Source organism: Pseudomonas sp. GT1P32 (assembly GCF_054897805.1).
In genome coordinates this window covers 2,257,795-2,271,259 of the sequence record NZ_CM142704.1, presented here as the reverse complement: position 1 = coordinate 2,271,259, position 13,465 = coordinate 2,257,795, and the positions used below count along the sequence as shown (strand labels likewise).

12 protein-coding genes are annotated in these 13,465 nt (G+C 58.5%); 9 read left to right on the top strand and 3 right to left on the bottom strand.

What is annotated here, in order from left to right; genetic code table 11:
- Positions 1 to 58: 58 nt before the first annotated feature.
- Positions 59 to 1,978, top strand: a complete 1,920-nt coding sequence (locus ACYZUC_RS10380; protein ID WP_461995519.1) for an ATP-binding cassette domain-containing protein — start codon at positions 59 to 61, stop codon at positions 1,976 to 1,978.
- Between the two features lie 166 nt (positions 1,979 to 2,144).
- Here the strand turns inward: ACYZUC_RS10380 and ACYZUC_RS10375 are convergent, their stop codons facing one another.
- Positions 2,145 to 2,585, bottom strand: a complete 441-nt coding sequence (locus tag ACYZUC_RS10375; RefSeq protein WP_008028495.1) for a universal stress protein — start codon at positions 2,583 to 2,585, stop codon at positions 2,145 to 2,147.
- 104 nt (positions 2,586 to 2,689) lie between these two features.
- Here ACYZUC_RS10375 and ACYZUC_RS10370 point away from each other — a divergent pair, with 104 nt between their 5' ends.
- The 7 genes from ACYZUC_RS10370 to ACYZUC_RS10340 all read left to right on the top strand — a co-directional run bounded on the left by ACYZUC_RS10370 (position 2,690) and on the right by ACYZUC_RS10340 (position 11,199).
- Complete coding sequence (locus tag ACYZUC_RS10370; protein WP_008028493.1) at positions 2,690 to 3,127, top strand: hypothetical protein; 438 nt, start codon at positions 2,690 to 2,692, stop codon at positions 3,125 to 3,127.
- A gap of 585 nt (positions 3,128 to 3,712) precedes the next feature.
- Positions 3,713 to 5,860 (top strand): fatty acid oxidation complex subunit alpha FadB, encoded by a 2,148-nt coding sequence (fadB, locus tag ACYZUC_RS10365; RefSeq protein ID WP_461995517.1) that lies wholly within the window; start codon positions 3,713 to 3,715, stop codon positions 5,858 to 5,860.
- Positions 5,861 to 5,892: 32 nt separating this feature from the next.
- On the top strand, positions 5,893 to 7,068 hold the full coding sequence (gene fadA, locus ACYZUC_RS10360) for an acetyl-CoA C-acyltransferase FadA (RefSeq protein ID WP_008037712.1): 1,176 nt from the start codon (positions 5,893 to 5,895) through the stop codon (positions 7,066 to 7,068).
- A 98-nt stretch (positions 7,069 to 7,166) separates the two neighbouring features.
- Complete coding sequence (locus ACYZUC_RS10355; RefSeq protein ID WP_008028485.1) at positions 7,167 to 7,403, top strand: DUF1653 domain-containing protein; 237 nt, start codon at positions 7,167 to 7,169, stop codon at positions 7,401 to 7,403.
- 114 nt (positions 7,404 to 7,517) lie between these two features.
- Positions 7,518 to 10,145, top strand: coding sequence for a type I DNA topoisomerase (topA, locus tag ACYZUC_RS10350; RefSeq protein ID WP_461995514.1), 2,628 nt, complete (start codon positions 7,518 to 7,520; stop codon positions 10,143 to 10,145).
- 141 nt (positions 10,146 to 10,286) lie between these two features.
- The gene (locus ACYZUC_RS10345) at positions 10,287 to 10,811 is read left to right on the top strand and encodes a DUF6586 family protein (protein WP_008028481.1); all 525 of its coding nucleotides are present in this window, start codon (positions 10,287 to 10,289) and stop codon (positions 10,809 to 10,811) included.
- A 154-nt stretch (positions 10,812 to 10,965) separates the two neighbouring features.
- On the top strand, positions 10,966 to 11,199 hold the full coding sequence (locus tag ACYZUC_RS10340) for a hypothetical protein (RefSeq protein WP_008028479.1): 234 nt from the start codon (positions 10,966 to 10,968) through the stop codon (positions 11,197 to 11,199).
- Between the two features lie 86 nt (positions 11,200 to 11,285).
- Here ACYZUC_RS10340 and sulA read toward each other — a convergent pair whose 3' ends face one another.
- Together sulA and lexA are read right to left on the bottom strand one after the other, a co-directional pair.
- Positions 11,286 to 11,759 (bottom strand): SOS-induced cell division inhibitor SulA, encoded by a 474-nt coding sequence (sulA, locus tag ACYZUC_RS10335; protein ID WP_461995511.1) that lies wholly within the window; start codon positions 11,757 to 11,759, stop codon positions 11,286 to 11,288.
- Positions 11,760 to 11,769: 10 nt separating this feature from the next.
- Positions 11,770 to 12,378, bottom strand: coding sequence for a transcriptional repressor LexA (gene lexA, locus ACYZUC_RS10330; RefSeq protein ID WP_007944149.1), 609 nt, complete (start codon positions 12,376 to 12,378; stop codon positions 11,770 to 11,772).
- 229 nt (positions 12,379 to 12,607) lie between these two features.
- Here lexA and ACYZUC_RS10325 point away from each other — a divergent pair, with 229 nt between their 5' ends.
- On the top strand, positions 12,608 to 13,315 hold the full coding sequence (locus ACYZUC_RS10325; RefSeq protein WP_008028474.1) for a TetR/AcrR family transcriptional regulator: 708 nt from the start codon (positions 12,608 to 12,610) through the stop codon (positions 13,313 to 13,315).
- The last annotated feature ends 150 nt before the right edge of the window (positions 13,316 to 13,465 follow it).

Genomic DNA, 13,465 nt, shown 5'->3' with positions numbered 1-13,465 from the left:
GCCGGCCTTCTGAAGCCTCAAGTCAGGTAGAATGCGCGCCCGGTTTTTGGAGAAGCTCATGACCCTGCTCAAATTCAGCGATGTGTCCCTTGCTTTCGGCGCTATGCCGTTGTTGGACAAGGTGTCCTGGCAGATCGCCCGTGGTGAGCGGGTGTGCATCATCGGCCGCAACGGCACTGGCAAGTCCAGCATGATGAAGCTCGTCAAGGGCGACCAGAAGCCTGACGAGGGCTCCGTGTGGCGTGCACCCGGCCTCAAGATTGGCGAATTGCCGCAAGAATTGCCGGTAGCCGACGAGCGGACCGTGTTCGACGTAGTGGCCGAAGGCCTGGACGGTGTCGGCGAGCTGCTCGCGCAGTATCACCACCTGAGCCAGAACATCGTCACCGACGCCGATCTGGACAAACTGATGCACGTCCAGCACGACCTCGAAGCCCGTGACGGCTGGCGTTTGCAGCAACTGGTCGACAGCACCTTGAGCCGTCTGCAGTTGCCGGCCGACAAGACCCTCGCCGAGTTGTCCGGTGGCTGGCGTCGTCGCGTCCTGCTGGCGCAGGCGCTGGTTTCCGAGCCGGACCTGTTGTTGCTCGACGAACCGACCAACCACCTGGATATCGGTGCGATTGCCTGGCTCGAAGAAGCGCTGAAGGATTTCCAGGGCGCCGTGCTGTTCATCACGCACGACCGTTCTTTCCTGCAGAACCTCGCGACCCGTATCCTCGAACTGGATCGTGGCGGCCTGATCGACTGGAACGGCGACTACGCCAGTTTCCTCGTGCACAAGGAAGCCTCGCTGGCCGCTGAAGAAACTGCCAACGCGTTGTTCGACAAGAAACTGGCCCAGGAAGAAGTCTGGATCCGCCAGGGCATCAAGGCCCGTCGCACCCGTAACGAAGGCCGCGTCCGTGCACTGAAAGCATTGCGCGTCGAACGTAGCGAGCGTCGTGAGCGCACCGGCAAGGCCAACATTCAGCTGGATACCGCTGACAAGTCCGGCAAGCAGGTGATGGTCCTCGAGAACGTGAGTTTCGCGCATCCGGGCGGCCCGTTCCTGATCAAGGATTTCTCGATGGTCCTGACGCGCGGCGACCGTATTGGCCTGCTCGGCGCCAACGGTACCGGCAAGACCACGCTGTTGAAGCTGATGCTCAGCGGTCTGCAACCGACCAGCGGCAAAGTGGAAGAGGGTACGCGCATCGACGTGGCGTACTTCGACCAGTTGCGCCATCAGCTGGACCTGGAAAAGACCGTGATCGACAACGTGGCCGAAGGCCGCGACTTCATCGACATCGATGGTCAGAGCCGTCACGTGCTGAGTTACCTCGGCGACTTCCTGTTCAGCCCTCAGCGTGCCCGCACGCCGGTCAAGGCGCTGTCAGGTGGTGAGCGTGCGCGCCTGTTGCTGGCGAAACTGTTCAGCAAACCGGCCAACCTGCTGGTCCTCGACGAACCGACCAACGACCTCGACGTGGAAACACTCGAACTGCTGGAAGAGGTCCTGCTGACCTTCAACGGCACCGTGCTGATGGTCAGCCACGACCGGGCATTCCTCGACAACGTGGTCACCAGCACGCTGGTCTTCGAAGGTGAAGGCAAGGTTCGCGAATACGTCGGTGGTTATCAGGACTGGCTGCGTCAGGGCGGTTCGCCGCGCCTGCTGGGCGTGACCGAGAGCAAGTCCGGCAAAGCCGACCTGACGTCGGCGGTCGTGACGGCTGAGCCTGCACCGGTTGCGGCGGCGGTCGAAGCGCCGGTGGCGAAGAAGAAACTCAGCTACAAGTTGCAGCGTGAGCTGGAAATGTTGCCGGGCCAGATCGAAGCCATGGAACAGCAGATCGCCGTCGTTGAGGCCCAGATGGCCGATGCTGGCTTCTATCAGCGTCCTGCTGCCGAGACTGCCGCAGTGATCGCTCAATTGGAGCAGTTGCAGGCTGAGCTCGACGTGATGGTCGAGCGTTGGGCCGAGCTGGATGCCTGACTGATCCTGCAATAAAAAAGCCCGGCGCTCAGTGATGAGCGCCGGGCTTTTCGTATGCGATCCCTTGTAGGAGCCGGCTTGCTGGCGATCGCGGTTTGTCAGCTGGCATTGATGTCGACTGATGCACCGTGATCGCCAGCAAGCCGGCTCCTACAAGGGTCAGTTATCAGCTTTTGTTTTGCAGGCGCACGGCAAGTACGTCGCAAGGTGCGCCGTGCAGTACGTCATTGGCGGTGGAGCCCAGCAGCAATGCCAGGCCATGCCGGCCATGGCTGCCCACCACGATCAGGTCGCAGGTCTGCTCTTTGGCCAGGTGATGAATCTCCTGGCGTGGCTGGCCGTAGGTCAGGTGGCTGTACTCTTTGGAGAGTTCCGGGTACTTCACGATCAGCCGGTCAAGACGTTCCTTGGCCTGATCGAACTGTTGCTGCTGCAACTGGGAAAGGTCCATCGGCACGTCGCCGCCAAAGGCCATAGCCATGGGCTCGACAATGTGCACCAGGGACAATTTCGCGCCGTTGCTCACCGACAGTTCGCGAGCGCGGTGGATTACAGGATCGCACTCTTCGGTTAGATCTACAGCGACCAGAATGTGGTTGTAGGGCATGAGGTGCTCCTCCTGAGGATTGCAATATTGGTAAGTATGGCTGGTTTCAAGCGCAGTGTTTTCAAAGTGACCCAAAGCGCTCATCAAGAATCGGGAGTACAGATATGACGGTCTGGATAGTGGTGTCAATCCTGTTGGTGGTTCTCAGTCCGCTGGCGTGGTTGCGTCCGTCCCGTGGGCAGAGCGGCCGCATGGCCCTGCGCATGGAGGCACGACGCATCGGGCTGGCCATGCAACTGGCGCCTCAGGAGTGGCCGCACTGGCTGAGCCAGGAACCGCCAAGCCCTTGCGCGCAGTACCATCGACCGCGTCGCGGCAATCAGCCTGCGTGCTGGAGTTACTGGCAAAAGTCGCCGGGCGTTTGGGTGAATCAATGGCAGGAGGTCTGCGAGGATCCGGCGTTGCTGATTCATTTCGAAAAGTTGCCGGCCAACGTCTACAAGGTCGAAGCGGACAAGCAGATGATCACGTTGTACTGGGGTGAGAAGGGCGAAGCGACAGTTTTGCAACAAATCGATGCAACGCTCAAAGCCCTCGCCTGACCCCCGATCCCTGTAGGAGCCGGCTTACCCGCGAAGGCGTCCAACCTGACACACCGCTTTCGCGGGCAAGCCTCGCTCCTACGATTGACCAGGCAATAAAAAGCCCGACATTCAACATCGGGCTGGAGTTGGCCAGGCAGGCCGGTAATTCGCTGTGCGCTGATCTTACGCCGGGCATTCGCCGACGCGTTCATATTTTTTCCTCTATCTCCTGCCCAGCGTAGCCCGTTAAACAAAGGCTGCCGTGAATTAGGGCGACTTTTCTAACTATTGATTCTATGAATGGCCTCACATGCAGCCGGGTGTTGCAGGTCTTCGTGTTACGGAAATGACCGGAAAGTCGCGTTTCAACCCGTGTTTTGGGCGATTGACAATTGTCGGAAATTCCGTGAAGGTGACGTACCCAAATCAAACGGGCGTATGAATTGAGCGTTTGTATTTCAGATCGCTCCTACAGAATCCCGACTATCGCGTTGGCGGGTGTGCCGGGTGGATTGGCGTAGCATCGACGATAAACGTCACTGCCAAGCCATTCGCCTGCGTCCGACGTGTACTGTTCAGCTTCCATATCGTGGAGATCAGTTGATGATTTACGAAGGTAAAGCCATCACGGTTAAGGCTCTTGAAAGTGGCATCGTCGAATTGAAATTCGACCTCAAGGGTGAGTCCGTCAACAAGTTCAACCGTCTAACCCTGAACGAACTGCGTCAGGCCGTAGACACCATCAAGGCAGATGCTTCGATCAAGGGTGTGATCGTCAGCAGCGGCAAGGACGTGTTCATCGTCGGCGCCGACATCACCGAATTTGTCGAGAACTTCAAGCTGCCGGATGCAGAGCTTGTCGCTGGCAACCTCGAAGCCAACAAGATTTTCAGCGATTTCGAAGACCTCAACGTCCCGACTGTCGCCGCGATCAACGGCATCGCCCTGGGTGGCGGTCTGGAAATGTGCCTGGCGGCGGACTACCGCGTCATGGCCGTCACGGCCAAGATCGGTCTGCCGGAAGTCAAACTGGGCATCTACCCAGGTTTCGGCGGCACTGTACGCCTGCCGCGCCTGATCGGTGCCGACAACGCCATCGAGTGGATTGCCGCCGGTAAGGAAAACCGTGCTGAAGACGCGCTGAAAGTCGGCGCAGTCGATGCAGTGGTTGCACCTGAGAAACTGCAGGAAGCCGCTCTGGAATTGATCAAGCGCGCCATCTCCGGCGAGTTCGACTACAAGGCCAAGCGTCAGCCGAAGCTGGAAAAGCTGAAACTGAACGCCATCGAACAAATGATGGCTTTCGAAACCGCCAAAGGTTTCGTGGCCGGTCAGGCTGGCCCGAACTACCCGGCGCCGGTCGAAGCGATCAAGACCATCCAGAAAGCCGCGAACTTCGGTCGCGATAAAGCGCTGGAAGTCGAAGCCGCCGGCTTCGTCAAACTGGCCAAGACCTCTGCCGCGCAGAGCTTGATCGGTCTGTTCCTGAACGACCAGGAACTGAAGAAAAAGGCCAAGGCCTACGACGAAATTGCCAAAGACGTGAAGCAGGCTGCCGTATTGGGCGCCGGCATCATGGGTGGCGGTATCGCTTATCAGTCGGCCTCCAAAGGCACGCCGATCCTGATGAAAGACATCAACGAGCACGGTATCGAGCAAGGCCTGGCTGAAGCCGCCAAGCTGCTGGTCGGCCGCGTTGATAAAGGTCGCATGACCGCGGCGAAAATGGCCGAAGTGCTCAACGGCATTCGTCCGACCCTGTCCTACGGCGACTTCGGTCACGTTGACCTGGTGGTTGAAGCGGTCGTCGAGAACCCTAAGGTCAAGCAGGCTGTGCTGGCTGAAGTGGAAGACAAGGTCAAAGAGGACACCATCCTCGCGTCCAACACCTCGACCATTTCCATCACCTTGCTGGCCAAAGCCCTCAAGCGTCCGGAAAACTTCGTCGGCATGCACTTCTTCAACCCGGTGCACATGATGCCGCTGGTTGAAGTGATTCGTGGCGAGAAGTCCAGCGAGCTGGCCGTTGCCACTACCGTTGCCTACGCCAAGAAAATGGGCAAGAACCCGATCGTCGTCAACGACTGCCCGGGCTTCCTGGTCAACCGCGTCCTGTTCCCGTACTTCGGCGGCTTCGCCAAACTGGTCAGCGCCGGTGTGGACTTCGTCCGTATCGACAAGGTCATGGAGAAGTTCGGCTGGCCGATGGGCCCGGCGTACCTGATGGACGTGGTCGGCATCGACACCGGCCACCACGGTCGCGACGTAATGGCTGAAGGCTTCCCGGACCGCATGAAAGACGACCGCCGTTCGGCTGTCGACGTGCTCTACGAAGCCAAGCGCCTGGGCCAGAAGAATGGCAAGGGCTTCTACGCCTACGAGACCGACAAGAAGGGCAAGCAGAAGAAAGTTGCCGACCCGTCGGTACTGGAAGTGCTCAAGCCAATCGTCTTTGAACAGCGCGAAGTGACTGACGAAGACATCATCAACTGGATGATGATCCCACTGTGCCTGGAAACCGTGCGTTGCCTGGAAGACGGCATCGTCGAAACCGCTGCCGAAGCCGACATGGGTCTGGTCTACGGTATTGGTTTCCCTCCATTCCGTGGCGGTGCGCTGCGCTACATCGATTCGATCGGTGTTGCCGAGTTCGTTGCCCTGGCTGACCAGTACGCTGATTTGGGCGCGCTGTACCACCCGACCGCAAAACTGCGTGAAATGGCCAAAACCGGCCAACGGTTCTTCGGTTAAGCGTCCCAACTTTTGAGCGAGAGTGAAATTTTATGAGCTTGAATCCAAGAGACGTCGTGATTGTCGACTTCGGTCGTACTCCGATGGGCCGCTCCAAGGGCGGCATGCACCGCAACACCCGTGCTGAAGATATGTCGGCACACCTGATCAGCAAGTTGCTGGAACGCAACGTCAAGGTCGACCCGAACGAAGTCGAAGACGTGATCTGGGGCTGTGTGAACCAGACCCTGGAGCAGGGCTGGAACATCGCTCGCATGGCGTCGCTGATGACTCAGATCCCGCACACCGCTGCCGGCCAGACCGTCAGCCGCCTGTGCGGCTCGTCGATGAGCGCCCTGCACACTGCTGCGCAAGCGATCATGACCGGCAACGGTGACGTGTTCGTTGTTGGCGGCGTCGAGCATATGGGCCACGTGAGCATGATGCACGGTGTCGATCCGAACCCGCACATGTCTCTGCACGCGGCGAAAGCCTCGGGCATGATGGGCCTGACCGCTGAAATGCTGGGCAAAATGCACGGCATCACTCGCGAACAGCAGGACGCTTTTGGCGTGCGCTCCCACCAGCTCGCCCACAAGGCGACTGTGGAAGGCAAGTTCAAAGACGAAATCATCCCGATGCAGGGCTACGACGAGAACGGTTTCCTGAAACTGTTCGACTACGACGAAACCATTCGTCCGGAAACTACCCTGGAAAGCCTGGCGGCGTTGAAGCCAGCGTTTAACCCGAAGGGTGGCACCGTGACAGCCGGTACTTCGTCGCAAATCACCGATGGTGCTTCGTGCATGATCGTAATGTCGGCGCAGCGTGCACAGGACCTCGGTATTCAGCCTCTGGCGGTGATTCGTTCGATGGCAGTGGCAGGTGTGGACCCGGCAATCATGGGCTATGGTCCAGTACCGGCAACACAGAAAGCACTGAAGCGCGCGGGCCTTGGCATCAACGATATCGACTTCTTCGAGCTCAACGAAGCTTTCGCCGCACAGGCCCTGCCAGTGCTGAAAGATCTGAAAGTGCTCGACAAGATGAACGAGAAGGTTAACCTGCACGGCGGCGCGATCGCCCTGGGTCACCCGTTCGGTTGCTCCGGTGCACGTATCTCCGGCACTTTGCTGAACGTGATGAAGCAAAATGGCGGCACCTTCGGGGTAGCCACCATGTGCATTGGTCTCGGCCAAGGCATCTCCACCGTCTTCGAACGCGTTTAAGCGTTCCGTTGACGGAAGCCGGGGCCAAGTGCCCCGGTTTTTGTTTTTCCGGATTTATTTTGTTTTTATTTTGAAAAAATTTGAGTGAGGGCCAAACCATGCCGATACAACCTGGGCTCTACCAACATTACAAAGGTCCGCAGTACCGCGTATTCAGTATTGCGCGGCATTCGGAAACGGAAGAAGAAGTGGTCTTCTACCAAGCCCTGTATGGCGATTACGGCTTTTGGGTCCGCCCCTTGAGCATGTTCCTGGAGTCGGTCGAGGTTGACGGTGAACAGGTGCCACGCTTTGCTTTGGTGCAAGCCGAACCGAGCCTTTTTACCAAGCCATAAGCTGAGAGCGCGCAGAACCCTGCGCTTGACCTCACCTTGTAGCCACTATATATAGCGGTGCCGCGTCAGGCGCCAACCGCCTTTCACTTCTAGAATTCAGGAATTTTCTGATCCATGGGCAAATCGCTGGTCATTGTGGAATCCCCGGCTAAGGCCAAGACCATCAACAAGTATCTGGGTAACCAATACGTGGTGAAGTCGAGTATCGGCCATATCCGAGACCTGCCCACCAGCGGTTCGGCTAGCGCCAGCAAAGAGCCAGCCGCCAAGCGCGGCAAAGCCGCTGCGGGTGAAGGTCCGGTGCTCTCGCCTAAAGAGAAAGCGCGCAAGCAGCTGGTCTCGCGCATGGGTGTCGATCCCGATCATGGCTGGAAAGCCAAGTACGAGATCCTCCCGGGCAAGGAAAAGGTTATCGAAGAGCTGCGCCGGCTCGCCAAGGATGCTGACACCATCTATCTCGCAACCGACTTGGATCGCGAGGGGGAAGCCATTGCCTGGCACCTGCGCGAAGCCATCGGTGGTGACGACAGCCGCTACAAGCGCGTGGTGTTCAACGAAATCACCAAGAAGGCGATTCAGGAAGCCTTCTCCAAACCAGGCGAACTGGACATCGACCGTGTCAACGCCCAGCAGGCGCGTCGTTTCCTCGATCGCGTGGTGGGTTACATGGTTTCGCCGCTGCTGTGGGCCAAGATCGCCCGTGGCCTGTCCGCCGGTCGCGTGCAATCGGTTGCCGTGAAACTGGTGGTCGAGCGTGAGCGTGAAATCCGCGCGTTCAACCCGGAAGAGTACTGGGAAGTCCACGCTGACCTCGGCACTGCCAAGGGCGCTACCGTGCGCTTCGACGTGGCTCGCGAGAAGGGCGAAGCCTTCAAGCCGCTGAACGAAGCCCAGGCCATGGCTGCGCTGGAGAAGCTCAAGGCTTCCAGCTACAGCATCGTCAAGCGCGAAGACAAGCCGACCAGCAGCAAGCCGTCGGCGCCGTTCATCACGTCCACCCTGCAGCAGGCCGCGAGCAACCGCCTGGGCTTCGGCGTGAAGAAAACCATGATGATGGCCCAGCGCTTGTACGAAGCCGGCTACATCACTTATATGCGTACCGACTCCACCAACCTCTCGGCCGATGCCGTGACGATGGCGCGTACATATATTGAAGGCGAATTTGGCAAGAAGTACCTGCCGGAAACCCCGAACGTCTACAGCAGCAAGGAAGGCGCACAAGAGGCTCACGAAGCGATTCGTCCGTCCGACGCCAACACCGAGCCAAGCAAGCTGTCGGGCATGGAGCGTGATGCAGAGCGGCTTTACGAGCTGATCTGGCGCCAGTTCCTCGCCTGCCAGATGCTGCCGGCGCAATACCTGTCGACCACGGTCACCGTCGGTGCCGGCGATTTCGAGCTGCGCGCCAAGGGCCGCATCCTCAAGTTCGACGGTTACACCCGCGTCATGCCGCAAATCGCCAAGCCTGGCGATGATGACGTGCTGCCGGACATGGCCCAGGGCGACGCGATGAAGCTGATCAAGCTTGATCCGACCCAGCACTTCACCAAGCCGCCGGCGCGTTACTCGGAAGCGAGCCTGGTGAAAGAAATGGAAAAACGCGGTATCGGTCGTCCTTCGACCTACGCGGCGATCATTTCGACCATCCAGGACCGTGGTTATGTAGCGCTGCACAACCGTCGTTTCTACTCGGAAAAGATGGGTGACATCGTCACCGAGCGTCTATCCGAGAGCTTCTCTAATCTCATGGACTACGGCTTCACCGCCGGCATGGAAGAGAACCTCGATGACGTGGCTCAGGGCGAGCGCGACTGGAAAAACGTGCTGGACGAGTTCTACGGCGACTTCAAGAAGAAGCTCGAAGTAGCCGAAAGCCCGGAAAACGGCATGCGTGCCAACCAGCCGGTGATGACCGACATTCCGTGCCTGACCTGTGGCCGTCCGATGCAGATCCGTACCGCATCGACCGGCGTGTTCCTCGGTTGCTCGGGTTACAGCCTGCCGCCGAAAGAGCGCTGCAAGGCCACCGTCAACCTGGTGCCGGGTGATGAAATCGCCGCGGACGACGAGGGTGAGTCGGAATCGCTGGTGCTGCGTGGCAAGCATCGTTGCCCGATCTGCAGCACGGCGATGGACGCTTACCTGCTCGACGAGAAGCGCAAACTGCACATCTGTGGCAACAACCCGGATTGCGACGGCTACGAAATCGAAGAGGGCACCTATCGCATCAAGGGCTACGAAGGTCCGAGCCTGGAATGCGACAAGTGTGGCAGCGAGATGCAGCTCAAGACTGGCCGTTTCGGCAAGTTCTTCGGTTGCACCAACGCAACGTGCAAGAACACCCGCAAACTGCTGAAAAGCGGTGATGCGGCGCCGCCGAAGATGGACCCGGTGAAGATGCCTGAGCTGAAATGCGAAAAGGTCAACGACACCTACATCCTGCGCGACGGTGCTTCCGGTCTGTTCCTGGCAGCCAGCCAGTTCCCGAAAAACCGCGAGACCCGTGCTCCGCTGGTCATGGAAATTATCCCGCACAAAGATGAAATCGATCCGAAGTACCACTTCCTCTGTGAAGCGCCGAAAAAGGACCCGGACGGTCTCCCTGCCGTGATCCGTTACAGCCGCAAGACCAAGGAGCAGTACGTGCAGACGGAAGTCGACGGTAAGCCGACTGGCTGGAAAGCGTATTACGACGGTGGCAAGTGGACGGTTGAAGACAAGCGTCCAGCAGCCAAAGCTTAAACAGCGCTGTACTTGAAAGGCCGCATGACAACCCTCGGGTTTTCATGCGGCCTTTTTGTTTTGGGCTTGCGGTGTGCTTGGGTGATCCACGACACTGTCTGACCTGCGTGAAGCAATTATTTCGTTGTGGAGGCTGCCGTCATGGCCCACGAACTCTATACCCGTACCAATCAGAAGATTTATTTCGCCGGCCTGTCGCTGGAGGCCCTCGCCAAGGCTGAAGAGGGGCGGGCGATGAACTCCCTGGCGCTGATTCAGGCCGGGCGCGAATCGGCGTTGTTTCACTTGTACGGTGCGTTACTGGGGCTGTGCCATGAAATTGCCGGTTTCTATCGCTTGCCTCAGGCCAATGCGCCTCGGGCGGAGATGTTGCTGACTCGGGAAGTGCTGGAAGCCATTGCCATTCCCGAAATGGCCGAGATGGTCGAGTTGGCGCAAAACCCGGAAACCTGGCTGGCCAAGCTGCTGTCGGCTCATGCTGCGTTGTTCCAACCGCCGCGTGCACCGCACAAACCCAAGGGGGACGTGACACAGCCGCTGATCCTGGCCGTTAATCTGGATGAAGAAGATTCGCCGGAAGAGCTGAGCCGGGAGGAGTTGGAGAGCTGGCGTCAGAACCTGAAAGGCTTGGCGATTCGTTTCCGCGAAGGGTTGAACGAGTGCTGAAGGATTGAGTGTTTAACGGAGGGGCCGATGGGCTGTCCGTTTCAGGGATGAGTGCTGTGAGAAATGTCTCTTCGTAATGGCATCTGGTCAAGATCCTGAGCGAAGCCTGTCCGATGCCTATATAATCGCCGCCTTTCGTGGAGAACAGACCTTTATGCCAACGTCCTTTCTAGAAATTGTCGAGTTACCAGACGGCCGAATCGAGCTGCGCAGGGCCGAGGACGAGGGTTCTCTGGTTACTTTGGATTTCTCTGAGGATGCCAAAGCGTTCCTGCAGGGCCAACACGTGGAAGTCGCCAAAGCGATGTTGAGCGTCGGCGTTCAGATGGCTGGCCGCTTGGTTGAGGGTGATTTCAATACGGATGAGAGCTCGCGGGTCCTTCATTGATCCCGTTCGTCGCTTTTTCCTGATACCGCTACAGACCGGCTTCTCTATCCTTGGAGAAGCCCTGCGCAGTTCAGTGCGTGCTTCGTTTAACCCAGTCGAATGTTCAGACTTTGTGCGTCCCCGGTCCGGGCAGCGCTGATCAACTGTTGCCGTGAAGTGGTGCTCAGTGGATTGAGCCAGCTGACGACCGTGTGGCTGCGACCCAGACGCAACGCTTCGCAGGTCAGCTGTTGTGCACTCTGGGTGCCACGCGGTTGCAGCAACAGAATGCGTTCACGATTCAGGCCAGCTTCTCGAAGCCAGGTTTGTGTCAGGCTGGCCGGCGGGGCGATCAATGTCAGCCAGCGCGCGTCCTGATCCTCGCTCAGTTCCCTGAGGATCGGTGCCAGAAGGTTCAGGCAGTTCCCGGCCGCACCACGCAATGACAGCTCACTGAAAACTTCAGGTTCGACGCTCCAGGGCGACTCGACCACATCCTTCAGAATCGGTGCCATCGGCTGCACCATGAATGCCTCGAACAACGGCAGTTGGGCTTGCTGTGATGTGTGTGGGAACTGCATAAAGCCTCCTTTAGCGGCGAATGACGCCGACACTCAAGCCTTCGATCACCAGTTCCTGATCTTTCAGGTTCACTTCGATAGGGGCGAATTCAGGGTTTTCTGCAATCAGCCAGACTTTGCTGCCGTCACGCTTGAAGCGTTTGACCGTTACTTCGTCGCCGATCCGCGCCACCACAATCTGGCCGTTGCGGGCCTCACGGGTGGTATGGACCGCCAGCAGGTCGCCGTCGAAAATGCCCACGTCCTTCATGCTCATGCCATGAACGCGAAGTAAATAGTCAGCGCGAGGATGGAAAAAGGCAGGGTTGATGTTGCAGGATTCTTCGATGTGCTGCTGGGCAAGGATCGGTGCACCGGCAGCCACTCGGCCAATGATGGGCAGGGTGGATTCGTCGGCCTTGGCTTCGAAGCCAGGGATGCGGATGCCGCGGGATGCGCCCGGCGTCATCTCGATCGCACCCTTGCGAGCCAGCGCCTTGAGGTGTTCTTCCGCTGCGTTGGGCGATTTGAAACCCAGTTCCTGAGCGATTTCCGCGCGGGTCGGCGGGTAGCCGTTGTCTTCCAGGCAGCGTTTGATGAAGGCCAGAATCTCGGCTTGGCGTGGCGTCAGCTTTAGCATATTGATCGCTCTGTCTTTTTATACAGTGACTGGGATTATATACAGTGAAAGCGACTTGGCAATGCCCCTTTTTTTACCGGCCGCCAGACGGTCGATCAGCCGGCTGATTAAAGCGTCGTCGTTGTATGGTTAAATAGCTGACCGGCCATTCCCAAAACGAACCGCCAGACTTGACAAGGCCTGGACTGAAACGTATGTTTCAAACAAGTGTTTGTCAGGCGGAGTAGCCATGGCCCAGTCGGAAACCGTTGAACGCATTCTTGATGCTGCCGAGCAGTTGTTCGCGGAAAAAGGTTTCGCAGAAACCTCGTTGCGTCTGATCACCAGCAAGGCCGGTGTCAATCTGGCGGCGGTGAACTATCACTTCGGGTCGAAGAAGGCGCTGATTCAAGCCGTCTTCTCGCGCTTTCTCGGGCCGTTCTGTTTAAGCCTTGATAAAGAGCTGGAGCGGCGTCAGGCCAAGCCCGAGAACAAGCCGACACTTGAAGAACTGCTCGAAATCCTCGTCGAGCAAGCCCTCGTGGTGCAACCACGTAGCGGCAACGATCTCTCGATTTTCATGCGTTTGCTGGGGCTGGCGTTCAGTCAGAGCCAGGGTCATCTGCGTCGTTATCTGGAAGACATGTACGGCAAGGTATTCCGTCGATACATGATGCTGGTCAACGAAGCCGCGCCACGCATTCCGCCGATCGAGCTGTTCTGGCGTGTGCACTTCATGCTGGGTGCTGCGGCGTTCAGCATGTCCGGTATCAAGGCCTTGCGCGCGATTGCCGAGACCGATTTCGGCGTCAACACCTCCATTGAGCAAGTGATGCGCCTGATGGTGCCGTTCCTGGCCGCTGGCATGCGTGCCGAAACCGGCGTGACCGACACGGCCATGGCCACTGCGCAATTGCGTCCGCGCAGCAAATCGACACAGGTTGCCGCCAAGGTTTAACCGCGCACGGGTGGGCGCGGCAGCTGACATCCGCTAAGCTAGCCGCCCATGCCGACTCTCGTTCTGAACCCGCTCCCCATAGATATCGCCGACCTGCCGGGCAAAGCCCACGGCGGCGAACGCGTGCGAGTCGGGTTTATCGTTATCAAG

What these genes read in the sequence shown, in the direction of transcription:
- ACYZUC_RS10380 (WP_461995519.1), top strand. Translation starts at nt 59, where the DNA reads ATGACCCTGCTCAAATTCAGCGATGTGTCCCTTGCTTTCGGCGCTATG.
- ACYZUC_RS10375 (WP_008028495.1), bottom strand. Translation starts at nt 2,585, where the DNA reads ATGCCCTACAACCACATTCTGGTCGCTGTAGATCTAACCGAAGAGTGC.
- ACYZUC_RS10370 (WP_008028493.1), top strand. Translation starts at nt 2,690, where the DNA reads ATGACGGTCTGGATAGTGGTGTCAATCCTGTTGGTGGTTCTCAGTCCG.
- fadB (WP_461995517.1), top strand. Translation starts at nt 3,713, where the DNA reads ATGATTTACGAAGGTAAAGCCATCACGGTTAAGGCTCTTGAAAGTGGC.
- fadA (WP_008037712.1), top strand. Translation starts at nt 5,893, where the DNA reads ATGAGCTTGAATCCAAGAGACGTCGTGATTGTCGACTTCGGTCGTACT.
- ACYZUC_RS10355 (WP_008028485.1), top strand. Translation starts at nt 7,167, where the DNA reads ATGCCGATACAACCTGGGCTCTACCAACATTACAAAGGTCCGCAGTAC.
- topA (WP_461995514.1), top strand. Translation starts at nt 7,518, where the DNA reads ATGGGCAAATCGCTGGTCATTGTGGAATCCCCGGCTAAGGCCAAGACC.
- ACYZUC_RS10345 (WP_008028481.1), top strand. Translation starts at nt 10,287, where the DNA reads ATGGCCCACGAACTCTATACCCGTACCAATCAGAAGATTTATTTCGCC.
- ACYZUC_RS10340 (WP_008028479.1), top strand. Translation starts at nt 10,966, where the DNA reads ATGCCAACGTCCTTTCTAGAAATTGTCGAGTTACCAGACGGCCGAATC.
- sulA (WP_461995511.1), bottom strand. Translation starts at nt 11,759, where the DNA reads ATGCAGTTCCCACACACATCACAGCAAGCCCAACTGCCGTTGTTCGAG.
- lexA (WP_007944149.1), bottom strand. Translation starts at nt 12,378, where the DNA reads ATGCTAAAGCTGACGCCACGCCAAGCCGAGATTCTGGCCTTCATCAAA.
- ACYZUC_RS10325 (WP_008028474.1), top strand. Translation starts at nt 12,608, where the DNA reads ATGGCCCAGTCGGAAACCGTTGAACGCATTCTTGATGCTGCCGAGCAG.